Origin of the sequence: Paenibacillus kribbensis (genome assembly GCF_002240415.1) — a bacterium.
GTDB classification, from domain to species: domain Bacteria; phylum Bacillota; class Bacilli; order Paenibacillales; family Paenibacillaceae; genus Paenibacillus; species Paenibacillus kribbensis.
The window spans coordinates 1,085,762-1,108,037 of sequence record NZ_CP020028.1; the positions used below are offsets into that span (position 1 = coordinate 1,085,762).

The 22,276-nt window shown below is 47.6% G+C and carries 23 protein-coding genes; 15 read left to right on the forward strand and 8 right to left on the reverse strand.

What is annotated here, in order from left to right; genetic code table 11:
- The first annotated feature begins 147 nt into the window (after positions 1-147).
- From B4V02_RS04985 to B4V02_RS05015, 7 genes are all read left to right on the forward strand, one after another.
- On the forward strand, positions 148-822 hold the full coding sequence (locus B4V02_RS04985; protein ID WP_094153963.1) for a succinate dehydrogenase cytochrome b558 subunit: 675 nt from the start codon (positions 148-150) through the stop codon (positions 820-822).
- A gap of 107 nt (positions 823-929) precedes the next feature.
- Positions 930-2,675 carry a succinate dehydrogenase flavoprotein subunit gene (gene sdhA, locus B4V02_RS04990; RefSeq protein ID WP_094153964.1) on the forward strand — a complete coding sequence of 582 codons (1,746 nt, stop codon included), beginning with the start codon at positions 930-932 and terminating at the stop codon, positions 2,673-2,675.
- Positions 2,676-2,695: 20 nt separating this feature from the next.
- Positions 2,696-3,463, forward strand: a complete 768-nt coding sequence (gene sdhB, locus B4V02_RS04995; RefSeq protein ID WP_094153965.1) for a succinate dehydrogenase iron-sulfur subunit — start codon at positions 2,696-2,698, stop codon at positions 3,461-3,463.
- A 172-nt stretch (positions 3,464-3,635) separates the two neighbouring features.
- A complete protein-coding gene (locus tag B4V02_RS05000; RefSeq protein WP_094156939.1) occupies positions 3,636-4,445 on the forward strand; it encodes an AAC(3) family N-acetyltransferase in 810 nt (269 codons plus the stop codon).
- Positions 4,446-4,511: 66 nt separating this feature from the next.
- Positions 4,512-5,456: a metallophosphoesterase gene (locus B4V02_RS05005; protein WP_094153966.1), complete on the forward strand. Its 945-nt coding sequence runs from the start codon at positions 4,512-4,514 to the stop codon at positions 5,454-5,456.
- A gap of 103 nt (positions 5,457-5,559) precedes the next feature.
- Positions 5,560-6,300 (forward strand): metallophosphoesterase family protein, encoded by a 741-nt coding sequence (locus tag B4V02_RS05010; RefSeq protein ID WP_094153967.1) that lies wholly within the window; start codon positions 5,560-5,562, stop codon positions 6,298-6,300.
- Between the two features lie 51 nt (positions 6,301-6,351).
- Positions 6,352-6,930, forward strand: a complete 579-nt coding sequence (locus B4V02_RS05015) for a GNAT family N-acetyltransferase (RefSeq protein WP_007431896.1) — start codon at positions 6,352-6,354, stop codon at positions 6,928-6,930.
- Between the two features lie 446 nt (positions 6,931-7,376).
- Here B4V02_RS05015 and B4V02_RS05020 read toward each other — a convergent pair whose 3' ends face one another.
- Both B4V02_RS05020 and B4V02_RS05025 read right to left on the reverse strand, forming a co-directional pair.
- Positions 7,377-7,592 carry a helix-turn-helix domain-containing protein gene (locus B4V02_RS05020; protein WP_094153968.1) on the reverse strand — a complete coding sequence of 72 codons (216 nt, stop codon included), beginning with the start codon at positions 7,590-7,592 and terminating at the stop codon, positions 7,377-7,379.
- A 51-nt stretch (positions 7,593-7,643) separates the two neighbouring features.
- Positions 7,644-7,859 (reverse strand): helix-turn-helix domain-containing protein, encoded by a 216-nt coding sequence (locus B4V02_RS05025; RefSeq protein ID WP_010347876.1) that lies wholly within the window; start codon positions 7,857-7,859, stop codon positions 7,644-7,646.
- A gap of 155 nt (positions 7,860-8,014) precedes the next feature.
- Here B4V02_RS05025 and B4V02_RS26260 point away from each other — a divergent pair, with 155 nt between their 5' ends.
- Positions 8,015-8,674, forward strand: coding sequence for a hypothetical protein (locus tag B4V02_RS26260; RefSeq protein ID WP_094153969.1), 660 nt, complete (start codon positions 8,015-8,017; stop codon positions 8,672-8,674).
- Between the two features lie 326 nt (positions 8,675-9,000).
- On the opposite strand, the gene B4V02_RS05035 is transcribed toward B4V02_RS26260, so the two are convergent.
- From B4V02_RS05035 to B4V02_RS05045, 3 genes are all read right to left on the reverse strand, one after another.
- Positions 9,001-9,741 carry a GTP pyrophosphokinase gene (locus B4V02_RS05035; protein ID WP_094153970.1) on the reverse strand — a complete coding sequence of 247 codons (741 nt, stop codon included), beginning with the start codon at positions 9,739-9,741 and terminating at the stop codon, positions 9,001-9,003.
- Positions 9,742-9,976: 235 nt separating this feature from the next.
- Positions 9,977-10,786 carry a histidinol-phosphatase gene (locus B4V02_RS05040; protein ID WP_007431894.1) on the reverse strand — a complete coding sequence of 270 codons (810 nt, stop codon included), beginning with the start codon at positions 10,784-10,786 and terminating at the stop codon, positions 9,977-9,979.
- Between the two features lie 60 nt (positions 10,787-10,846).
- Entirely contained in the window at positions 10,847-11,749 is a 903-nt protein-coding gene (locus B4V02_RS05045; protein WP_007431893.1) for a LysR family transcriptional regulator, read from the reverse strand.
- Positions 11,750-12,177: 428 nt separating this feature from the next.
- Between B4V02_RS05045 and B4V02_RS05050 the strand changes: the two genes are divergently transcribed.
- The 5 genes from B4V02_RS05050 to B4V02_RS05070 all read left to right on the forward strand — a co-directional run bounded on the left by B4V02_RS05050 (position 12,178) and on the right by B4V02_RS05070 (position 16,969).
- The gene (locus B4V02_RS05050; RefSeq protein ID WP_007431892.1) at positions 12,178-12,636 is read left to right on the forward strand and encodes a chemotaxis protein CheX; all 459 of its coding nucleotides are present in this window, start codon (positions 12,178-12,180) and stop codon (positions 12,634-12,636) included.
- Positions 12,637-12,676: 40 nt separating this feature from the next.
- Entirely contained in the window at positions 12,677-13,456 is a 780-nt protein-coding gene (locus B4V02_RS05055) for an SDR family NAD(P)-dependent oxidoreductase (RefSeq protein WP_094153971.1), read from the forward strand.
- 121 nt (positions 13,457-13,577) lie between these two features.
- Positions 13,578-14,963 (forward strand): DEAD/DEAH box helicase, encoded by a 1,386-nt coding sequence (locus B4V02_RS05060; RefSeq protein ID WP_094153972.1) that lies wholly within the window; start codon positions 13,578-13,580, stop codon positions 14,961-14,963.
- Positions 14,964-14,996: 33 nt separating this feature from the next.
- Positions 14,997-15,743, forward strand: coding sequence for an ABC transporter ATP-binding protein (locus tag B4V02_RS05065; RefSeq protein ID WP_007431889.1), 747 nt, complete (start codon positions 14,997-14,999; stop codon positions 15,741-15,743).
- A gap of 2 nt (positions 15,744-15,745) precedes the next feature.
- The gene (locus B4V02_RS05070) at positions 15,746-16,969 is read left to right on the forward strand and encodes an ABC transporter permease (RefSeq protein ID WP_094153973.1); all 1,224 of its coding nucleotides are present in this window, start codon (positions 15,746-15,748) and stop codon (positions 16,967-16,969) included.
- Between the two features lie 119 nt (positions 16,970-17,088).
- Here the strand turns inward: B4V02_RS05070 and B4V02_RS26265 are convergent, their stop codons facing one another.
- On the reverse strand, positions 17,089-17,217 hold the full coding sequence (locus B4V02_RS26265; RefSeq protein ID WP_007431887.1) for a hypothetical protein: 129 nt from the start codon (positions 17,215-17,217) through the stop codon (positions 17,089-17,091).
- A 206-nt stretch (positions 17,218-17,423) separates the two neighbouring features.
- On the opposite strand from B4V02_RS26265, the gene B4V02_RS05075 reads away from it, so the two are divergent.
- The gene (locus B4V02_RS05075) at positions 17,424-18,701 is read left to right on the forward strand and encodes an ATP-binding protein (RefSeq protein WP_094153974.1); all 1,278 of its coding nucleotides are present in this window, start codon (positions 17,424-17,426) and stop codon (positions 18,699-18,701) included.
- A gap of 107 nt (positions 18,702-18,808) precedes the next feature.
- Here the strand turns inward: B4V02_RS05075 and B4V02_RS05080 are convergent, their stop codons facing one another.
- Together B4V02_RS05080 and B4V02_RS05085 are read right to left on the reverse strand one after the other, a co-directional pair.
- On the reverse strand, positions 18,809-20,107 hold the full coding sequence (locus tag B4V02_RS05080; protein WP_094153975.1) for an aminotransferase class I/II-fold pyridoxal phosphate-dependent enzyme: 1,299 nt from the start codon (positions 20,105-20,107) through the stop codon (positions 18,809-18,811).
- 102 nt (positions 20,108-20,209) lie between these two features.
- Positions 20,210-21,070 carry a methyl-accepting chemotaxis protein gene (locus B4V02_RS05085; RefSeq protein WP_094153976.1) on the reverse strand — a complete coding sequence of 287 codons (861 nt, stop codon included), beginning with the start codon at positions 21,068-21,070 and terminating at the stop codon, positions 20,210-20,212.
- 365 nt (positions 21,071-21,435) lie between these two features.
- On the opposite strand from B4V02_RS05085, the gene B4V02_RS05090 reads away from it, so the two are divergent.
- Complete coding sequence (locus B4V02_RS05090; protein ID WP_094156940.1) at positions 21,436-22,221, forward strand: helix-turn-helix domain-containing protein; 786 nt, start codon at positions 21,436-21,438, stop codon at positions 22,219-22,221.
- The last annotated feature ends 55 nt before the right edge of the window (positions 22,222-22,276 follow it).

Below are 22,276 nucleotides of genomic sequence, written 5' to 3' on the forward strand. Positions count from 1 at the left end.
TAACATAAAAGCGACACAAGATGTTCACACTTTTGATTTTCCTTATAAGGGACACCTTGTTGGACATTTCCTGTCGGAAACTGTCATTTTATATGTTATATTACTAACATTGAAAACGCTATTATTGGAGAAGGGAGCATTACCTAGATGAAAGGATTCTATTCCAGAAAGCTGCATTCGCTTCTTGGCGTCATCCCGCTGGCTCTTTTTTTTGTTGAGCATTTGGTGACGAACTTCACTGCAGTGGAGGGAGGCAAGGAAGGATTCAATCGCAGTGTGGCCTTCCTGAATGGTTTGCCGCTGGTGATTGTACTTGAAACGTTATTCATCTACTTGCCATTATTGTTCCACGGAATTTATGGCTTGTATATTGCTTACCAGGCTGATCCGAATGTCAAAAATTTTGGCTATTCGCGTAACTGGCGCTTTCTGTTCCAGCGTATTACCGGCGTCATTACGTTCGTGTTCATTATCTGGCACGTGTTCGATACACGTATTCAGGTGGCTCTGGGTAATGTAACACATGAGGAGCTGGGCGGTGTAATGCACGGCATTGTAACGAACCCAGTCTATTTTATTCTGTATTTAATCAGCGTTGTTTCGGCATCCTTTCACTTTGCTAACGGGCTATGGGCATTTATGGTCAGTTGGGGTATCACCGTGGGACCACGTGCGCAAAAGGTATCCTCCTATATTTGCATGACCCTGTTCGTGGTGGTATCCCTCGGTTTTATCGCTTCCCTGTTTGCATTCCGCAGCGCGGAATTCCAGGAAACGGCTACCGCTTTGATACAAAGCAGCGCTATTCAACAGCTACTGTAAAAAATGAATTTACACTATATATCGTTTGCATTACATCGTTTGCAGATTCTATTTTCAATGGGAAAAGGGGATTTGGCTAAAATCCTGAAAACAAGGAGTGAGCAGAAATGGCAGCATCCAACATTATTGTCGTGGGCGGCGGTCTGGCGGGTCTGATGGCTACGATCAAGGCGGCAGAGGCAGGAGTCCACGTTCATTTATTTTCTTTGGTTCCGGTCAAAAGATCCCACTCCGTTTGTGCTCAAGGCGGCATCAACGGGGCAGTGAATACCAAGGGCGAGGGAGACTCACCCTGGATTCATTTTGATGATTCGGTCTATGGCGGGGATTTTCTGGCCAACCAGCCTCCGGTAAAAGCAATGTGCGAAGCGGCTCCGGGGATTATCCATCTCATGGACCGCATGGGTGTTATGTTTAACCGGACACCGGAAGGATTGCTGGATTTCCGTCGCTTTGGCGGTACCCAGCATCATCGGACAGCCTTTGCTGGAGCGACGACAGGTCAGCAGCTCCTGTATGCTTTGGATGAGCAAGTACGGCGCTGGGAATCCGATGGCTTGGTGACCAAATATGAAAATTGGGAGTTTTTACAGGCGGTACTGGATGATGAAGGTAGCTGTCGTGGTATTTGTGCGCAGGATTTACGCACGATGGAAGTGAAAACTTTTGCAGCGGATGCCGTTATTTTGGCATCGGGTGGTCCCGGCATTATTTTTGGTAAAACCACAAATTCCGTGATTAATACCGGCACGGCTGCCGGCGCGGTGTATCAGCAGGGCGTACGCTATGCGAACGGTGAGTTTATCCAGATTCATCCGACGGCTATTCCAGGGGATGACAAGCTGCGTCTTATGTCTGAGTCGGCACGGGGAGAGGGCGGTCGTATTTGGACGTACAAAGACGGCAAGCCGTGGTATTTCCTCGAAGAAAAATATCCGGCTTACGGAAATTTGGTTCCACGCGATATTGCGACACGTGAAATATTCAGCGTATGCGTCGATGAAGGACTTGGCATTAATGGCGAGAATATGGTCTACCTCGATCTGTCCCACAAGGACCCGAAAGAGCTGGACGTGAAGCTGGGCGGTATTATTGAAATTTATGAAAAATTCGTCGGTGACGATCCTCGTAAAATCCCGATGAAAATTTTCCCGGCTGTGCATTATTCAATGGGTGGCATGTGGGTCGATTACAATCAGATGACGAATATACCGGGGCTGTTTGCTGCCGGGGAATGTGAATTCCAGTATCATGGAGCCAACCGTTTGGGTGCAAACTCGTTGTTGTCAGCTATTTATGGCGGGATGGTGGCTGGACCGAAGGCTGTGGAATACATTAAGGGCTTAAAAAAATCCACCCAGGATGTAGCTTCCTCCGTGTTCGACGCAGCGGTAAAACAGCAGACGGAGAAGTACGAGCGTATTTTGCATATGAACGGAAAAGAAAATGCTTATGTTCTTCACAAAGAGCTGGGCGAATGGATGACGAACAATATGACTGTCGTTCGTTATAACGACAAGCTGGAAGCTACGATCCAGAAGATCAAAGAGCTGAAGGAGCGTTATGCCAACATCAACATCAATGATGCTTCGCGCTGGAACAATGCGGGTGCGGCGTTTACACGCCAGCTGTGGAATATGATGGAGCTGGCTGAAGCGATGACCAAGGGGGCGCTGCTGCGCAATGAAAGCCGCGGAGCTCACTATAAGCCGGACTTCCCGGATCGTAACGATGAGGAGTTCCTGAAAACAACCATTGCAGACTGGACACCGGAAGGACCCCAAATTTCATATGAAGACGTGGACGTTTCACTGATCAAGCCGCGTATTCGAGATTATTCCAAGAACAAGTAATAGAAGGGAGTGTATTTTAGATGTCGGAGCAAGTAGTGAAATCGAATAAAACAGTGAAGTTCGTTGTGACCCGTCAGAATGAACCGAATGCCAGTCCATATACGGAAGAATTCGAATTACCCTATCGCCCGGGCATGAATGTGATTAGCGCGCTGATGGAAATTCAGCGCAACCCGGTAGACAGCCATGGTAAAGAGACTGCCCCGGTATGCTGGGAGTCGAACTGTCTGGAGGAAGTATGCGGAGCCTGCTCGATGGTGATTAACGGCAAGCCGCGTCAGGCCTGTGCTGCGCTTGTTGATAAGCTGGAACAGCCGATTACGATTGCACCGATGAACACATTCCCGGTTGTGCGGGATTTGATCATCGACCGCAGCCGGATGTTTAACGCACTCAAGAAGGTCAAAGCATGGATTCCGATTGACGGCACCTACGATCTGGGCCCTGGCCCCAGAATGGCGGAGAAAAAGCGTCAATGGGCGTATGAACTGTCCAAGTGCATGACCTGCGGGGTTTGCCTGGAGGCTTGCCCAAATGTCAACGAGAAGACAACGTTCATTGGACCTGCGGCGATATCTCAGGTTCGCCTGTTTAACAGCCACCCGACAGGGGAAATGAATCAGGAGGAGCGGCTGGATGCATTGATGACGGACGACGGGCTGGAGGGCTGTGGTAATTCGCAAAACTGCGTACGTTCTTGCCCGAAAGGCATTCCGTTGACAACCTCCATTGCCGAAATGAACAAGCAAACGACCAAGCATATGTTCAAGCGTTGGTTGACTGTATAGCACGAGCCAGCAAAGATGACATCAAAACCAAAACAGGCTTTTTCCAATCGGAGAAAGCCTGTTTTTTGTGTTCATAAGAGGTGGAGGGGAACATGAGGGAGGAGAGTAATATCGCACTTATGGTATAATTATGGTATTGTGTATCGTTTTTGGAGAAAAGGAGGCAGGGCAGGTGACTGTGCAACCGATAACGAATCGACCTGTCACCAGGTCGGATGTAATGAGGGGCTTACAGGAACTGGGAGTTCGGAACGGCATGACGCTGCTTGTTCACTCTTCGATGCGCAGCTTCGGGCGCTTTGTTCCAGGCGGTGCCTCCGCCATTCTTGCGGCATTAACGGAAGCGATTGGTCCGGAAGGGACGCTGGTGATGCCGACACAGTCCCATGACTTGACTGATCCGTCGACCTGGATGAACCCACCTCTGGATGAGTCGTGGTGGGAGCTTGTGCGTGAGGAAATGCCCGCATATGATCCGGGCTGGACGCTGACCGGGGGGATGGGTGTTATTGTAGAAACATTCCGAGGTCTGCCGGGAACAGAGCGCAGCGGGCATCCGCACGTTTCCCTGGCAGCGCGTGGACCTGCCGCTTCGGGATTGCTGTCAGATCATCGGCTTGACTTTGGGCTGGGTGAGCATTCACCGCTGGGGAAGCTGTACGAGGCTGATGCTTACGTCCTGCTGCTGGGCTGCGGACATGACAGCAATACGTCTTTGCATTTAGCGGAATATCGAGCAGCGTATAACGGACGTGAAAAAATCACGCATCAAGCTCCTATGATAGTGGATGGAGTCAAAATGTGGGTTACTTTTGAGGACTTTAATATTACCTCAGATGACTTTGAGCAGTTGGGGTATGATTTTGAACGGGATTGCCCTACGTGCTTTACGCGGGTCAACATCGGAGAGGCTTCATGCTTTTTAGCGAGGCAACGCGATTTGGTAGACTATGCGGTACCGTGGTTGTCCACTAATCGTTAGAGTTTCCAGGGAAGCAAGAATTACAGAATAGTGAGCTAGAGGAATAAATAGCAAGGGGACACGCATATGGAGAAAACGCCGCAAACCCGCCGCGAGAGTCAGGATGGTCCGTACAATGAGGCCGCAACCCCTCCCGGTTCTTCGCGGCGTTCCACTTCAAATGAGCCGGCCAATCCTTCCCGCCGCCGTTTTTTGAAAAAAGCGGCTTTAGCCACAGCGGGAACCGCGCTTTTGGCTGGAGGATATGCTTCCTTATGGGAGCCTAATCATTTGGAAATTACACGCTTCACCTTGTCTCTGCCCCGTCTACCGACTGCTTTTGACGGTATCAGGGTCGTACATTTCAGTGATGTACATTTGGGTTTTCATATGGATGAGCAGGATCTGCGCGATCTTGCGGACCGGATTGCAGGACTGGAGCCAGATTTGCTCTGTTTTACAGGTGATATTGTGGATGACTATGCAATATCCATGAAGGCTGCTGTTCCGGTTATGGCTTCCATGCACGCGACTCTTGGTAAATTCGCCATCTTGGGCAATCATGATTATAGAGGCTTGCCAGCCGGAGTACAGGAATTATACCCAAAGACCGGATTTACGCTGCTGAGGAACGAACACGTGGTTGTGGAGCGCTCGGGACAGCGTGTGGCAATGGTTGGTTTAGAGGATAACATCATGGGAAAACCTAATCCGCGGCGTGCCATTCATGGACTTCCCGCTGAGATGTGCAAGCTACTGCTGATGCATGAGCCGGATTATGCGGATGTGGCGGCGCGAATGTCCTTTGACCTTCAACTGTCAGGGCATACGCATGGAGGACAGGTGCGTTTGCCTGTCATCGGAGCAGCGATGCCGCCTCCGGGTGGACGCAAGTACATTCAGGGATTGTTTCATGTAGGGGCGGACCGGATGCCGCTTTATGTCAGCAGAGGGGTTGGCATGACCAAGCTGCCGATTCGTGTGCTGTGCAGACCAGAGCTTAGTGTCATTACGCTAAAATCTGGTCAATAGGCCATTATATTTTTATCTTTACCCGTATATGCTTGGGGCTGCACAAGGAAGGCTTGAATATAGTAAAGGATGTAGCTGTTTCGGACAAAGGAGTGAGGCTCAGATGGAGCGTATTGCTGTCATTTCGGATATTCATGGCAATTGGCCTGCCTGTGAGGCGGTGCTGGAGGATATTGCTTCCCGAGGCATTGGCCGTGTGTTTTGTTTGGGGGATCTGATCGGCAAAGGGCCTAGTCCGTGTGAGGTTCTGGATGCTGTCCGTCAACGTTGTGAAGTTGTCGTGCGGGGAAATTGGGATGAACTGGTCAGCATTACCGATGATCTCAATTTTAGCTGGCAAGCCGAGCGCTTGGGTACAGAACGAGTACAGTATTTGGCACAGTTACCGTTTCATTATGATTTCAGGATGAGCGGTCGTCGTATCCGTCTGGTGCATGCTTCGCCCCAAAGCGTGTATCATCGTGTGCAGCCTTGGGATGAGCCGGAAAAAAGATTAGCCATGTTTGACCCGTTGGCTGAGGAGAATGGAAAAGATGCTTTTGCCCCGGATGTGGTGGGCTATGGAGATGTACATAATGCCTTTATTCAGCATTTCCAGGGGAAGACGCTATTTAATGTCGGGAGTGTTGGGAATCCGCTGGACGTCACCCAGGCTTCGTACTGTATTCTGGAAGGAAACCTGGGAGAAGAGCAAGCTACCCCATTTTCCATTCATTTTGTACGCGTACCTTACGATATAGAGCTGGCAGTCAAACAAGCAGAGGAAGCCGATGTCCCTTCGTTGTCGTATTATATTCGTGAGTTGCGCACAGGCATTTACCGGGGAATTCAGGACCTGGACTAATGTGGAAAACATTCATTCCAGCAAGCCAATCCATCCGCAGGAGGGGTCCATGTGCTGACTAAAGAAATGCTTCGTTCAGGACTGCCGGAGCTTTACACCCATCGTGTCCGATTACGCCAGCTGAGAGCGGAGGATTATCCCGCACTGGAGCGAATGCTGTCCGATCCTTTAGTCATCCGATACGTGAATCGAATTCGCAAGCCTGTTTACGCACGAATGCGGCGTCTGGTTGCCCAAATCAAAGTAGCTGGGGATTCTTTGGATTCCTTGCACTTTGCGGTGGAATGGGATGGAAGAACTACAGGCGTTACCCCTTCACAGCTGCTCGGTATCGCTTCGTTTCAGCAATGGAATGAGGGGACAGGTGAGGCGCAACTGGGCTATATTTTAGATCGTCCATTCTGGGGACAGGGATTGGCTACAGAGATCGTGGAAGTGATGCTGAAATTTGGTTTCGGGTCTTTGAAGCTCAAGCGAATCGAAGGTCGTTGCCAAGAGGATAATCAGGCTTCCGTGCGTGTGCTTGTCAAAAATAAGCTGCGTCTGCTCCGCATCATTCGTTCCTATGATCCTTCAGGAGAGGTGCCCAATGTATTGGTGTTTTCGATTACCCAAGGGGATTATGCGTAGAAATGGAAAAGGGATATTTTGTTACAAAGATGAAACATAACTGCAAAACAACTCTAACACAGGACGGGTACAATACAGACATGACCCCCTTTTGAATAATAAATGTTGCTGGGACCCGAAGCTTCGGGTCCTCTTTTTTTGTGTTTCTATTGCAGCTACTTGCGATTACAGGCGATTCCTATGATTCATATGACGTTTTAATTTTATGACTATATAAGTTGAACTTGAAAGTTACTTATCGTGCCACTACGCAGACGGATGGTGCTTCCCATCGCCACCGCCCCCGGATTTCAGAAATAAGGCCTATGATCAAGGTAGAAATCCGGGGACAAAAGCGACCGCTTCGCTTGTACAGCACCATTCCGCCTACTCCGTTTTACTTGTACATTTTTTAGTTCAACTTATATAGTTCCATATTAGATTATCTCCTGGCTTGAATTATGCTGTCAGTTCTCTTCTTCTAACTGGATTAACTCCGATAAGTCTGTGATATCCAGAGCATGAGCGATTTTTTCAAGCATGAGTAAGTTAACTTCTTGTCGGTTGCCGCTACAAAGAGTAGATATTCTGGATTGGGGTATCCCTGTCATAGCTTCTAAGTTTTTTTGGGTGATTCCTTTTGTTTTTAAAACTTCCTTGAGTTTAATTTTGATTTTTAACATTAAATAGATGCCTCCGAGATTTGTTGCAAATAATAGTTTTACATGAGGAAATTAGTTCTCTTCTTCTAACTGGATTAATTCTGATAAGTCTGTGATCTCCAGAGCATGGGCGATTTTTTCGATTACGGGAAAGCTAATTTCCTGTCTTGCATTACGACACATGTCCGAAATCGTAGCTTGGCGGATTCCTGTTAATTGAGACAACTTTGTCTGAGTAATGCCTTTATTTTTCATAACTATATGTAGCTTCAATTTAACCTTTAGCAAACTTAAAACCTCCATTGACATTATACTATCCATAGTATATACTAAGGAACGTATAATAAATAATTTATATACTATTTATCTTAACAAGGGGATATGCATCATATCCTTGGCTTTGCTGTTGCCATTTTACCAAAAAAGAATCGGGGGAGATACATATGAGCACACTAGGAAATAAGGTCAACAAACAACACATTCTGGACATCGCTCGCATGGAACCAGTTTGGCCACAAGAAGAGGGAAACGATGAAAAAGAGATACATTATTATCACATCACCGATGCTTTGAACCGTAAATGGCAAACGATTGGCTATAATGTCTCAGATGCTATTGAAGTATTTGAGAAAGAAAAGAATAATGTGTGGACACGAATTATAGAGCCAGCTCCGTTTAATCCCAAATTGACCACGAACGATCTCATTCAAATGTTCCATATCAGCTCCGAAGATGAGCACATCCGTAACGCTATGCAAATCATACTGAACTCGGTTGAAAGGCGCAATGAGTTCATTGCCCGTTCTATTTATATTAACGAACAAGACATTTTTAATCTACTCTGCAACATGAAAAGTGAATATCTTCGGCATCATCGGCTTACAGACGAGGAATTTACAGAGTTGTATGCCGCAAATCCTGTTGAAGCATTATCTGTATATTTTCTGGAGTCCGTAGACATTCATCTGTATTGGGAGTGGGCAGGGGCAGGAGGTACATGTGAAAAGGCTATTCAATACAAACAGGGTGCACCTGAAATAACTTTAATCCAAGCAATTGAAAGAGCTGAGGATGAAGTCGACTGTCATATATCTGGCTATTAACTGTTTTGCAAAGGAGGAGTGTGTATGTATAGAACAGGAAGATTAATTGGCGGTAAACTGTTTCTAAAGACACTTGCAGGCGATTGGATCAGCCTACAGATGCTTATTGAAAATCCATTTTATAGAGGTGTGGAATATGCTTAAGAGGGCTAAGAGGCGATTGGTAGCGGAGCGAAGGATTTGAATCTGGAGAAGCGTGAGCGTTCGCCTTTGCAATGGGATTCTACCCTTTAAAGGACTTATAAAATCCAGAGAATCCCGTTGCAACAGCGATCGTAAGATCAAATCATTCGCGTAGCGGTGGATCACCAACGAAACCTATCCTTTTACTCTCCGAGAAGCTTCAAAAAATTGGCTGGCACCGCAATTTGCTGATTATTAATCATGATCTTCCGAAGCTCCTCAATGGAGTCTTCTTCGCCTCTCGCGTCTTTAATCTCCTTGATTTCACGATGCAGCCGTTCCATTTGGAGGTCAAGCGCATTAGCAGAGTCTGCCGCATTCTTTAATTCACGTGTCAGGCTTTCGGGAACGGACTGGTTATATTTATAAAAGATTTTATGCTCCAGACTTGCCCAGAAATCCATCGCAATCGTTCGAATTTGTACCTCTACACAGACTAGCTCCTGACAATCTGACATGAATACAGGGACTTGGATCAGCAAATGCAGGCTTTGATAGCCGTTTGGTTTGGGATTTTTGATGTAATCCTTGATTTCCAGCACTTTCAAGTCATTTTGGCTCTGAAGCATGTTGCTGACATCATAAATATCAGAAATAAAAGAGCAGGTAATACGCAGTCCGGCGATATCCTTAATTTGATTTTTGACAGCATCGAGGGAAAGCTCGCTATTTTTCCGAAGCATTTTATTCATAATGCTTTCAGGAGATTTGAGCCGTGATTTGGTATGCTCAATTGGGCTATAATCGTGCAGGGCCTGAAATTCCTGCTTTAATATTTCAATCTTGGTTTCCATTTCGTCGAGTGCGAATTTATAGATTAGCATAAAACGCGTGATGTCATACTTTATTTTTTTGAGTTTGTCCATTGGATCTTCTAAATGCATATGTAGTTCTCCTCACACATAGATGTCGTTTATTTAAAATAGTGGAGCTGTATGTTTTAAGGTGGTTGGTAGCGGAGCGAAGGATTTGAATCTGGAGAAGCGCAAGCGTTCGCCTTTGCAATGGGATTCTTACTTTATAATATACAATTTCCAAGAATTCCATTGCAACAGCGATCGTAAGATCAAATGATTTGCGGAGCGGCGATTCCCACTCTAAATAAAGCTTAAAGCGCCATTAAAGCTCTACGGAAATTTTGCGTTTTTCCTTAAAATAAACCCATTCGCGGAAGCCAATATCCTTCAGCATCGCCTTCACTTCGTCCCAATCCTCACCTACACGCGAAGGCTTGTGCGCATCTGATCCAAAGGTAACCTCTACGCCAAAATGGTGCGCTCTTTCTAAAATAGATGCAGACGGGTACCATCCGCCACTCAGCTTGGTTTTACCCGAAGTGTTAATTTCAATGGCCACGCCGGATTCTGCAATCACCCGCAAGGTTTCATCAATCGCCTCATCGGCAGGAATATCTGAAAAAGCCGGGAAATTTCCCTTCATTGCGTCAATATGACCCAAAATCTGGAACATCCCGCTTCGCGCAGACTCCTGAATGAGTGAATAGTAGGCCTGCTTAACCTCGATTTTGCGAGCATCACTTATTTTTTTCCAACGGCTACGGTTAAAAATGCTGTCCCCTTCAACACTGTGGACCGACCCAATGAGGTAATCAAACGGATATGGAGCCAGCGTGGAACGATACAGCTCCGCATAATCAGGAAAATAATCGGTTTCCAATCCGAGCAGGACGTCAATGCGGCCTGCGTATTCCTGTTTAAGCTGTTGCACCTCTTCAACGTACTCGGCAAGCTGAGATTTTGCCATATAAATCTTCGGAAAAGCCTGATCCTGCTCGCTGCCCAGGAAAGGGGAGTGGTCCGAAATGCCAATCACTTGCAAGCCAGACTGAATGCCAGCTTCAATGTAATCCCGAATGTTGCCGTCCGCATGACCGCAACGGAAATGATGGGTGTGCAGATCAAATTTCATAGCCTTTCTTCCTTTCATAATCAAGGTTCATATTCCGTAGGGTGTTCATAGCGAATTACGTTATTCAGAACTGGTAAAATTCGTTTCCGGCATCCCTTTCAAATCACTTAAAAATTGCTGCATGGCTGAGTTTAGATATCGGCCGGATTTATAAATCACTCCTACCGGATGACTAACCTCCAGCTCGGGAATATGGATCATTTTTAATGTGCCTGTACGCAGCTCGGAAGTGACCGACAGTCTGGAGATAATGGCAGCGCCCAGATTAATTTCGACCATCCGTTTGACTTCCTCACTGCTGGACAACTCGATTACAACGTGAGGCACGATCTGGTGCTTTTTAAATACATCGTCCACGAATTTCCGTCCTACCGTATCGGGTGAGAGCAGAATAAGCGGGATTTCCCGAAGGGCTTCAATGGTAGCGTGCGGTTGGGAGGCCAGCGGATGCGTAGGGGACACGACAAGCTCAAAGGAATCATAATACAGAACTGAAGTGCTCAAATTCGGATTCCGTTCGATCAGATAGCCGATCCCTACATCAATAAGTCCGTTCTCCACCTGCTGATAGATCATGGAGGAGGCCATAGATTGAATGGAGGTTTTGATGAGCGGGAACTGATCCTGAAAGTACGAAAGCACGCGCGGTAAAATTTGAATGGCGATGGATGTGGTCGTACCCAGCGCAATATGCCCCTGCGGAGTTTCGTTTAGATCGTACAATTTCTGCCGTAATTCCTCGACTATCTCCAATATGCGCTCGGCGTGCTCTAAAAAGACAGTTCCCCGGTCGGTCAGGGTGACGGGCTGATTGCGGTCAATCAGAATGGTTTTGAATTCGTCCTCCAGGCTTTTGATCTGGGCGGACACCGCGGGCTGCGTTAAATTGAGAAGTTCTCCGGCTTTTCGGAAACTCATAGTTTTGGAAATCATGATAAGCGTTTCAAGTTGACTGATGTTCATGAAGTTCCTCCTCTCTTTTCTTAATTCTGTCGCAGCTGTATAGAGTGAATATTTTTAGCCAATTCACCTGTTCATATGTAAAACCGTCGATAAGCTTTATTTCATTAGATTATAGGTTATTCGGGCAGGAAGGGCAATGAATCAAAGCAGAGCACGGTGAAGTATGGTATATTGGAAAATAAAGACTAAAGTCCTGATATACATCAAAAATAAGTAGCTTAATTCCGATAGGAAGTGAGATATAGGACAATATTCACATTTTTTGTGATTTGGCTATAAAAAATTGCCGGGAAGCTGTCGATAAGTGATAAAGAGAGTATTTTGTTGAGGGTCGACTCGTTTTGTATCAATGTTTGAATTAAAAATTCTAATTAAAATGGGACTTTTGTTGTATGTCTAAAAGCCCATCGTAAAGGGGCGCAATGATCGTGAAGGCAGAAGTGATAAATCCTTTTTTGGAGTCGGCGCGACGGGTCATTGAACAACTGATCCAAGTCTCTCCTTCACCCGGCGATCTCGGTGTGAAAAATGTCGAGCTGGTGGATGACCATATCTGGATTATGATCGGAATGACCGGACAGCTTAGCGGAAATATTGTGTTCGGTCTGAATGAACAGGTGGCGCTACGTATGGTATCAGCGATGATGGGCGGATTTGTCTTGACTGAAATTGACGAGATGGGAAAAAGTGCAATTTCCGAATTGGGCAATATGATTAGTGGTAATGCCAGTACGATTTTGTCCAGTCAGGGAATTGTCGTAGACATCACGCCTCCGCAAGTCATGAAATCGGAAAACCTGACTACTTTTGTACCTCAGCGTGCCCTTTTTATTCCGCTTACTGTGGAAGGAATCGGTGAGATGGATATTCAGGTCATGATCTCTTAATATTAGAGAAGAAGGTTTTCTTTAATATGGAGGGATGACCGTGAGTATATTGCAAGATAAGGTAGTTGTAATTACAGGGGCATCGAGCGGGATTGGCGCTCTCTGTGCACGCTTGTTGAGCGAAAAGGGCGCGGTCCCTATTTTGACAGCACGCTCGCAGGAGCGGCTGGAGCAAGTGTCTGCGACAATCAGCGGCAGACATGAGTTGATTCCATTGGATGTCACCCGTCAGGAGCAAGTAGAGGCCGTTGCTACCCGGGTAATGGAGCAGTACGGACAGGTCGATATTTTGCTTAACAATGCGGGTTACGGAAAGTTTGAGTATTTTCATGAAACAGACCTGACGGAATTTGAACGAATGATGGACGTGAACTACATGGGAGCTGTTCGCTGCATAAAGGCGTTTTTGCCGCAAATGACAGAGCAGCGCAGCGGGCAGATTGTCAATGTAGCATCTATGGCCGGGAAAATCGGGACTGCCAAATCGACTTCCTACACAGCGACGAAGCATGCATTGCTCGGGTTCAGCAATGCGCTTCGGCAAGAGCTGCGCGGGAGCGGCGTGACCGTAACGACGATAAATCCCGGGCCGATTGACACGCCATTTTTTGAGCTTGCAGATCCTTCGGGCGGATATGTTCGTAATGTAGGCTGGTTTATGCTTAAGCCGGATAAGGTAGCACAGCACATTGTAAGGGCGATAGAGCTTCGTAGGGAAGAGGTTAATCTGCCGCGGTGGGTATCTCCTTTTCTCAAGCTGTATCAGCTTGCTCCCAGACTGACTGACAGGCTGGGTCATGGTGTAATGAACAAGAAATAAAAGATGTCCCAAAAGCCATGGGTATGGTGAGGGACATCTTTTATTTTTGTGATTTGGTAACAGGGCTATTTTCGCATATAATGGAGAGTAACGAATTTACGTATAGGGGTTGGACCTTTTCATGACATTGAATTTTGAATCGCTTGGCATTGAACCAGATCTGTTGACCAAACTGGCTGAGCATGAAATTACACAGCCTTCGCCGGTGCAGGCGCAGGCTATACCCGAAATGATGAAGGGGAAGCATGTATTGGCGCGCTCGCAGACGGGCACAGGGAAGACACTGGCCTATTTGCTGCCGCTGCTGCAAGCGATTGACCCGCAGAAAAAGGCTACGCAAAAGATGATACTGGCTCCAAGTCAGGAGCTGGCGATGCAAATTGTGCGCGAGGGTCAGCGTTACGGAGAGCAGCGCGGAATCCGCGTGCTTGGCCTGATCGGCGGAGCAGCCATCAAACGCCAGATCGAGAAGCTAAAGGATCATCCACAGCTTGTTGTCGGCACACCGGGACGTGTACGGGAACTCATTGCTGCGAAAAAGCTGAAAATGCACAACATCACAACCATCGTCATCGACGAGGTGGACCAGATGTTCCAGCTCGGCGGAGCGGGTGATGTGAAGAACATATTGGGCACTGCCCAGCGTGATCGTCAATTGGTATTTTTGTCCGCAACGCTGAACGATGAGATTCAAGCGCTGGCGAAGCGTGAGATGAATGATTACGTGGAAATCGGCATTGATCCCGATCAGAAGACAGCCAGTGGACTGGAGCATTATTACTTTGTGACCGAAGAGCGGGATAAGGTGGATATGCTGCGCCGCCTGGTGCGTCATTTTAATCCGAGAAAAGCGCTGGTATTCGTGAATACAACGAATGCGATCGGGGAGATTGAAGCCAAGCTCAATCATATGGGACTGACTACAGCATCCCTGTATGGTGATGCGGATAAAGTCACGCGCAGCAACGTGCTGGCCCGATTCCGGGAGGACAAGCTCAAGGTGCTGATCGCTTCCGATGTGGCAGCCCGTGGTCTGGACATTGAAGGGCTGGAAATGGTCATTCATTTTGATCCGGCTACGGACAGTCAAGCCTATGTTCACCGCGCGGGACGTACAGGACGGATGGGACGCAAAGGACTGGTTGTGTCTGTTGTTACCGAGCGCGAAACGTTTATTATGCGCAAGTTCTCCCGTGAGCTGGACATTAACATCACAGAGCGTGCGTTGTATGGAGGACGTGTGGTCGTGCCGCGTCCGGCGGATGCCAAGCGTGCGCCTGTAAAGCCATCCGAGGCGAGAACGATTTCTGACGCAGTGGAAAGCGGCAAGGCGCCTGTTCGTGGTGAGAATGGACGTCCCGGAAGGACTGCCGCCGCCGGTTCGGCTTCAGGCAAGGGCAAAGGAGCTGCCTTGTCCAAAGCAGGAAAAGCACAACGCGAGCGTGAGCGTAAAAACAAGGGTGCGCCAAGATGGCTGAAGGAAAAAGGGTCGAAGCCGAACGAATAAGGACCGAACGGATAAGGGAGAAGAGGGGGAGCCATGGAACAACAGCCTGTATTGCAAATTAATGGACTGACCGGAGGATACAGTGCCAAGCGCCCGGTGCTGCATCAGATTTCGCTCGATGTGAAGCCGGGCGAAATGGTCGGACTGATCGGTCTGAACGGGGCCGGGAAAAGTACGACCATGAAGCATATTTTGGGCCTAATGACACCGCAGGCCGGAGAAATTCGCGTGCAGGGACATAAGCAAGAGGAGAATCCCGAGCAATATCAGGGAGCCATTGCTTTTGTACCCGAATCTCCAGAGCTGTATCCTGAAATGACGGTGATGGAGCATATGGAGTTCACCGCCAGGGCTTACGGAGTCAGTGAAGCGGATTTCCGCACACGTAGTAACCAGATGCTGGATCTGTTCCGTATGCGGGACAAGAGCGGAAGCATGTCCATGCATCTTTCCAAAGGGATGCGTCAGAAAGTCATGATTATGTGCGCATTTTTAGCGGGACCGCCGTTGTATGTTATTGATGAGCCATTTTTGGGCCTGGACCCGCTGGGGATTCGTTCCCTGCTTGACTTTATGCTGGAAATGAAGCGTTCAGGCTCATCCATTTTACTTAGTTCTCATATTTTGTCCACGATTGAAAATTATTGTGATCGTTTCATTGTGCTTCATCAGGGCGCCATCATTGCGCAGGGTACGCTGGATGAAGTGACAGCACAGGCGGGTAAGCCGGGCATGCCGCTGGAAGATGCATTTTATGAGCTGGTACAGGGCAGGGAATGAGTATGGACTTGCAACGCTTGCATAAAGAAAGACGTGTTGCGTTCTGGGGACAGGTGCTGCCCTATCTGGGCTATGTCATTCAGAGCGGACTGGCAGTGGTCTTCGGCTTTGCGCTGATTGCTTTTGCTGCATGGTACACGTCGCTGCTGATGCATACTCCACCGGATTTGCCCATCCGCTGGATCATGCTGATTGTAGCTATTCCGATTGCCCATGCGAGCTTTCGTACGTATTTGGACGCGGCGGATATTGTCTTCCTGCGTCCGCAGGAATATGCGATGCAGCATTATTTTAAGGCCAGCCGCATCCGGGGTGTGGTGTATAAAATATTCGGTCTGCTGTTGTTGTCCATTATCGCGTGGCCCCTGTATATTCGCAGCGATGTCGCACCTAAGCCGTTGCTGTTGACCCTGCTGCTGTTTGTGCTGTTGAAGCTGCTGTTCAGCTATGGCGGCTGGCAGGAGCTTCGCATGGTATCGGTTGGCGCCAGCGCAGGTTATCGTCTGCTTCGGTGGGTGCTGGCTGTGCTGATGGTAGCCGCATGGCTGTGGCAACCTTCGCTCCGCAGCTTGCCGTTTATCATATTGGTCAGCGTGGTCTACGTGCTTGTCCTGCGTTTTCCGGTCAAGCTGTTAGTAGCTTGGGAAAAACTGATTCGGACAGAAAGCATGCAGGCCGCTCGGGTGATGCGTACGTTGGGCTGGTTCGTCGATGTACCTGCCCTTACGCAGAGAGTAACTCCGCGCCGCTGGCTTTCCTGGCTGGGGGGAAACATACCGTGGGGCAGAAAGGGAGCGTATCGCTATCTGCTGTTTAAGACGTTTTTACGTACAGAACCTGCAGGTATTGTCATTCGGTTAGGTATTTTGGGTCTATTAATTATATATATCACCCATACGGGCTGGATTGGCATTGCGGTGTATTTATTTTTTATATTTCTCATTGGCGTACAAATCACTTCGCTCAGGCAGTATCACAAGGATTCGTTGTGGCTTCAGCTATATCCGATTCCTGTACATCATCGCCGCGCGTCTTTTCTGGACTTTGTCGTCCGATTGACGTTGCCCGCTGCCGTAGTCCTGTGGCTTCCTTTTCTGGCAAAAGGAACTGAGGATCTACTGTCTACGCTGCTTACGCTGGTTGGCGGAGTTGTTGTGGTGTTTCTGATCCGGGGAACACAGGCGAAAAAATGGCGTTCGGACGGACAGGATGAGGAAGAAGTGTAATCTGAATTTTAATAGATAAAGAATAGGCTAATCCGCAAGCAGCAGGGGCTGTTTGCAGGTTAGCCTTTTTTTTGCGCGGTTGCTGCTATTGTCAGCTGTGGGTGCAGATATTCAGCTGCCTAATAAATAAAGAACGTTTTACTGATGATAACTAATAAAATGAACAATACCAAAATGGTTCCTGTGCTTGTGAATGCGCCATGACCACCGTAACCACCGTAACCGCCTCTTGTTTCTTCTGCTCCCATGCCCATTCTCCTCTCGTTCATTGTGATAAAGGATACACCGTATCTTATGAGGCGGCTTCCCAGATGGCGTGGGCCAATGTTCAGATAGGTTGCCGAATCGCCTTATATTTTTTATCAGATACGGGAGTATAGAAAGGAAAAGACACGCATTAGCGAGAATAGAAGAAGTATGTAATCATTATCACTTGGAAAGTGGGAAAGACGAGATGCTGGTCGATAAGCTGCTCGTAAACATATTTCTTGTGTTTGTACCGTTGCTGGTGTACAGCGCTTTGTCGGATCACCGACATATGAAACATGCCCCGCTGCTTATGGGAGGGGTGCTGGGTGTGTCTTCTGTGCTATGCATTGTTTTTTCGTACATTTGGTATGGCTTATACTGGGATCTCCGCTATGTTCCTTTGATTCTATCCGTGCTGTATTTTGGCCCCAAGGCAGGATTGCTGAATATAACAGTGATGGTGTTAGCTCGTATGTATATAGGTCCGGAATCCGTAGATGTCGGGCTACTCAGCATGATCTTCTGTTATCTCGGCCCCCTCCTGGCGAGAAAAAAGTTTGTGCAGCTCAAAGGCATGTTTTTCCGGGTAGGCATCAATATGCTGATGAGTATATGGGCCAGCATGGTTATGCTGAGTATTCTTTTTATACATTCCTGGGTTAATGGCAGCCTGGATAAGGATGAAATCGAACTGATCAAGATCATTATCGGGTTTGGTGTGATCCAATTCCTAAGTGTTGGGGCCTCTTCATTCTGGATGGAGTTCAGTCTGGAACGGGAAGAAATGAGGAGAAAGATTCGACAGGCCGAGCGTATCAACACATTGGGTGAACTGGCTGCCTCTATGGCCCATGAAGTACGGAATCCATTGACTGTGGTTAAAGGGTTCCTGCAAATGGTTCAGCCAGAGCTGGAAGGGAAAAACCGCAGGTATATTGCTTTGGCGCTGGCAGAGACAGATCGGGCTGAAAGAATTATTAGCGACTATCTGAGCTTGTCGAGACCGCAGATTGGCCAAACAGAGTTGATGGATTTGTCGGGTATGGTGCAGCAGATTGTTCTGCTTCTGAATCCGATGGCGACCAAGCAAGGTGTAAGACTATATACAGAGCTAAAGAATGAAATATACGTATATACAGATCGTAACCAGTTGCTACAGGCATTAGTACATGTGACGAAAAATGCGATTGAGGCAGCCGAGGATGGAGGCAGGGTATACATAACACTGATAATTCATGAAGAAAAGGCGTGTCTGAGTATTAGAGATAATGGGAAAGGCATGAGCCGGGAGCATCTAGATCGATTGGGCACTCTGTTTTTTTCGACCAAGGAGGTAGGAACGGGACTGGGAACGGCGGTCTCCTTTCGAATCATTGAAGCAATGAACGGGAGTATACGCTATGAGAGTGAGCCGGGGGTCGGGACCGAGGTGATCATCCTGCTGCCGCTGGCACAGGAATCCTTGCTCGCTGCTGAAGGATAATCTATCCCAAAGTGTGATTGACAATCATGCAGCGAACTCCAAAAAAAGCGGTATACCGCAACATCCGGCATACCGCTTCATTAAGCTATACATTTAACCCGCTATCATCAGGCGTTCAACAAATCCTGTGCGCCACGATAAACAATGTCATACAAGTCCTCAAGATATTCTTCCTCGATGCAGGAGAACGCGATTCGCAGGTCGTGCTCACCCAGTGCAATCGTTCCAACTCCATATTGCTCCAGCAAATGTATACGCAGCCGCTCGGCGGACAAGCCGTTCAGCTTGAGACACATGAAATAACCGGAATTGAAAGGATAATAGCTCCATACATCTTTGTATTTTCCGCTATCCAGCAATGCTTTGACTTTATTGGCCCGTCCCTTCATAATTTGGAACTTTTCTTTCTTTTGCTGCTCAAAATCAGGAGATTTGAGAGCCTCCAGTACAAAGGTTTGGGACGGGTGAGGGCCGCTCGAAATCGTTGCCCGGATAATCCCCAATGTTTTTTGCTCCAGTGCGTTCAGCACATCCTGATTTTCGGAAGCGAAGGTAATAAATCCGACACGGAAACCCCAAACGTATTCTTCTTTGGTAGCTCCGTCGACTTTGACTGGTAAAATTCTAGGATGAAGTCCAGCTAACTGACCGAATAGCGATTCATGCAGGGAGTCTTCGAAGAACAGACCAAAATAAGCATCGTCTGTCACCACCACAACATTGATGCCTGCCTCTGCGGCTTCCTGAATGGCAGCCACAATTGCTTTCCCCTCTTCGGCGCCCGGTGTATAGCCAGTTGGGTTGTTCGGGAAGTTCAGCACAACGATCGCTTTGCCGTACTCTTTCTGCGCCAGCAGCGCCTCACGTAACCCCTCGCTATTAAAGCGATGATCCTCCGTGAACAATGGGTAGTTCACCAATCGTGCATGACGTCGAATACCGAAGGTCAGCTCATAATTTTCCCAGTTTTTGTCCGGGTAGATGACAGCATCCCCTTCATCTGTAAACAGGTCGGCAACGATACTCAGGCCGTGGGTCAGCGCGTTTGTAACTACGGGAAGGCTAAAGCTTTTTCCAGCCAGTGAAGGATTTTCCTTCAGCATTTTATCGCGCCATACGCTGCGCAGCTCAGGCTTGCCCGCAGGGGGAGCATATGGGTATAAATCCTTGGGACTATATGCGGACAGCTTCTCCTGAATAACCTGCAAATGCATAGGACCGCTGCCTTCAGTAGCAATACCAATCGTTGCGTTATACTTTTTGGCAAGTTTCCCCGCCTCTGCGGATTGACTCAAAATTCCCTCTTTTGGAAAATAAATTTCTTTGCCCAAAAGGGAAAGCATTTGATATACATGCTCGTTGCCTGTCTGAATGTTTTGGTTTAACTGTGCTACCAGTGGATTCATTCCCGTTTCATCCTTCCAAGTCATTTTGATTACATATTATAGCATTACACTCGGTAAGCGTCACGCAAAAGCATTAAGGGGACGCAACTGAAAGTAAGCGACTTAAATTGAGGCTGCCAAATTTTCTGTGGTAGCAGCGATATGATCATAGGCTTTTTTTAATTCACTCATAGCATCCGAATTGTTGGAAATCTGGTCCGTGATATCTTCAATTTTTTGCATCATCGACGACATTGTTTTTGCAATTTCATTTATTTGAATGAAGATGTCTTCTGCAGATAGCTTGCTGGAGGCCGCCATTTTTCTAACTTCATTGGCAACCACCTCAAAGCCATGTCCCTGTTCACCGGCTCGGGCAGCTTCAATGGCGGCATTCAAACCCAGCAAATGAGATTGAGAAGCAATATCCTTGACAACACTAGTGACTGATTGGATACTTTTGAGCTGGTCTCTGACTACTGCAGATTCCGTATTCAACTTTGCCATATGGTCTACAATCAGCTTCGAAGCTTCCAATACCTCATCAGTGTTAGCAGTCATTTCTTCCACCATTGCTATCAGTTCTGCCGTACTTTCCTGGAGAACGGTTTCGCGTTTCGTGATGTCAGTTGCTATCTTGATGACTGCTTGGACATGATTTTCTTTAAGGATAGGCATATAAGTTGCCTCTAGTGTTAACTTTCTTCTATCTTTTGTAACCCGTACGATTTTATCTTGAAAGGCTTTTCCTTGACGCAAATTACTCCATAAGTCAGCATACGCATGACTGGATACAAATTCTTGCAAGCAAAGCTTGCTGTGATGAATACCGACAATTTCATCAACCTTATATCCCATTGCACTAGCGAAAAGTTCATTGGACCAAGTGACTTGTCCTTGCGTGTCAAACATGATCATACCTAAATTGTTTTGAATGGTTGATAAAACAGCTAATTGTTGATCAGTTGTGTCTTTGTCTAGCATGAATACCACACTCTCCTTGAGGTACCAGTACCCGATTTTTGTGTCGCTTCTTCGCGTCTGCTTCGGGGGAGGTACAAAGGCTGCTGTTCTTTGCAATCCTGCTCCCGACGGTGCCAGTCCCTCCAAGATTCGGAGAGAGTGGTAGAAAATTGCACTAAAAAAGTACTTAACGACGGCTATATTTTATCAAGCTCTCGCGCAGTTCGGCAAGTTCCTTTTGTACAGCTATTGATCGCTGGTGTCTGCAAGCTGATTCAGCTTCATGCCAACTGTTAGTAATTTTTTGCGTATTGGCTGCGCTGCGCTTATATTAGTATTTAACGGGATAGAGAACATCCAAAGAATAGCAAAAGGAGGTGCAGATGTTGCTGGATATGTCTGCGTCATCGTTTATCCTGCTGCCCGCCTTTGCCAAGATTGTGTGCGAGCCGGGCTGGAAATGGCAGGTGCGTGAAAAGCCGATGCCAAACTATGATTTATTTTATGTATGGAGCGGAGAAGGGACGGTTGTATTAAACGGGGAAGCCTATTCAGTGAGCAAAGGCAGCTGCTTTCTGTTCAAGCCCGGGGATGATACCCGTGCCACACATAACCCGCAAAAGCCGCTTATACTTACTTATATTCATTTTGATCTTTCCGAGCAGCCGAAGCTCATCCCTGCAAGCTACCGTATGCTGGAGGAAACGTTCGAGGTGGAGCATATGCTCGCCAGGTACGTCCGCCTGCGCTTGGAGCATGCTTACGGAGCTGAGGAGGAAGGCAGGCTGATCCTGAAGCAATTGATGATTCATCTGCTGCGTGCCGATCGCAAGGAGCCGCAGGAGCAGCAGGCCAGCAACCAGCTCACCGAGGTCATTCGAGAAACGGCCAACTATGTGCGTCAGCATCCGGGACTTCCTCATCGTGTCGAGGATTTGGCGGCACGGGCAGGGCTGTCGCCGCGTTATTTTTCAATTAAATTCAAGGAGCTGCTGGGCGTTTCCGCGCAATCTCATATTATCAGTATGCGGATTGAGCGCGCGCAGCATCTTTTGCTGCATGCCGGAATGAATGTGACCGAGGTGGCAGAGGCTTTGGGATACCGTGATATCTTTTTCTTCAGCCGTCAATTCAAGCAATATACAGGGAAAAGTCCGTCCGAGATCAGGTAGAGCCATGACGGTGGACGAGCTGTTCAGATTTTTCGGGCATATGGAGTGCTATCGT

What these genes read in the sequence shown, in the direction of transcription:
- B4V02_RS26260 (WP_094153969.1), top strand. Translation starts at nt 8,015, where the DNA reads ATGAGCACACTAGGAAATAAGGTCAACAAACAACACATTCTGGACATC.
- B4V02_RS05005 (WP_094153966.1), top strand. Translation starts at nt 4,512, where the DNA reads ATGGAGAAAACGCCGCAAACCCGCCGCGAGAGTCAGGATGGTCCGTAC.
- B4V02_RS05010 (WP_094153967.1), top strand. Translation starts at nt 5,560, where the DNA reads ATGGAGCGTATTGCTGTCATTTCGGATATTCATGGCAATTGGCCTGCC.
- B4V02_RS05045 (WP_007431893.1), bottom strand. Translation starts at nt 11,749, where the DNA reads ATGAACATCAGTCAACTTGAAACGCTTATCATGATTTCCAAAACTATG.
- B4V02_RS05070 (WP_094153973.1), top strand. Translation starts at nt 15,746, where the DNA reads ATGGACTTGCAACGCTTGCATAAAGAAAGACGTGTTGCGTTCTGGGGA.
- B4V02_RS05035 (WP_094153970.1), bottom strand. Translation starts at nt 9,741, where the DNA reads ATGCATTTAGAAGATCCAATGGACAAACTCAAAAAAATAAAGTATGAC.
- sdhA (WP_094153964.1), top strand. Translation starts at nt 930, where the DNA reads ATGGCAGCATCCAACATTATTGTCGTGGGCGGCGGTCTGGCGGGTCTG.
- B4V02_RS04985 (WP_094153963.1), top strand. Translation starts at nt 148, where the DNA reads ATGAAAGGATTCTATTCCAGAAAGCTGCATTCGCTTCTTGGCGTCATC.
- B4V02_RS26265 (WP_007431887.1), bottom strand. Translation starts at nt 17,217, where the DNA reads ATGGGAGCAGAAGAAACAAGAGGCGGTTACGGTGGTTACGGTGGTCAT.
- B4V02_RS05040 (WP_007431894.1), bottom strand. Translation starts at nt 10,786, where the DNA reads ATGAAATTTGATCTGCACACCCATCATTTCCGTTGCGGTCATGCGGAC.
- B4V02_RS05020 (WP_094153968.1), bottom strand. Translation starts at nt 7,592, where the DNA reads ATGTTAAAAATCAAAATTAAACTCAAGGAAGTTTTAAAAACAAAAGGA.
- B4V02_RS05080 (WP_094153975.1), bottom strand. Translation starts at nt 20,107, where the DNA reads ATGAATCCACTGGTAGCACAGTTAAACCAAAACATTCAGACAGGCAAC.
- sdhB (WP_094153965.1), top strand. Translation starts at nt 2,696, where the DNA reads ATGTCGGAGCAAGTAGTGAAATCGAATAAAACAGTGAAGTTCGTTGTG.
- B4V02_RS05060 (WP_094153972.1), top strand. Translation starts at nt 13,578, where the DNA reads ATGACATTGAATTTTGAATCGCTTGGCATTGAACCAGATCTGTTGACC.
- B4V02_RS05085 (WP_094153976.1), bottom strand. Translation starts at nt 21,070, where the DNA reads ATGCTAGACAAAGACACAACTGATCAACAATTAGCTGTTTTATCAACC.
- B4V02_RS05075 (WP_094153974.1), top strand. Translation starts at nt 17,424, where the DNA reads ATGCTGGTCGATAAGCTGCTCGTAAACATATTTCTTGTGTTTGTACCG.
- B4V02_RS05065 (WP_007431889.1), top strand. Translation starts at nt 14,997, where the DNA reads ATGGAACAACAGCCTGTATTGCAAATTAATGGACTGACCGGAGGATAC.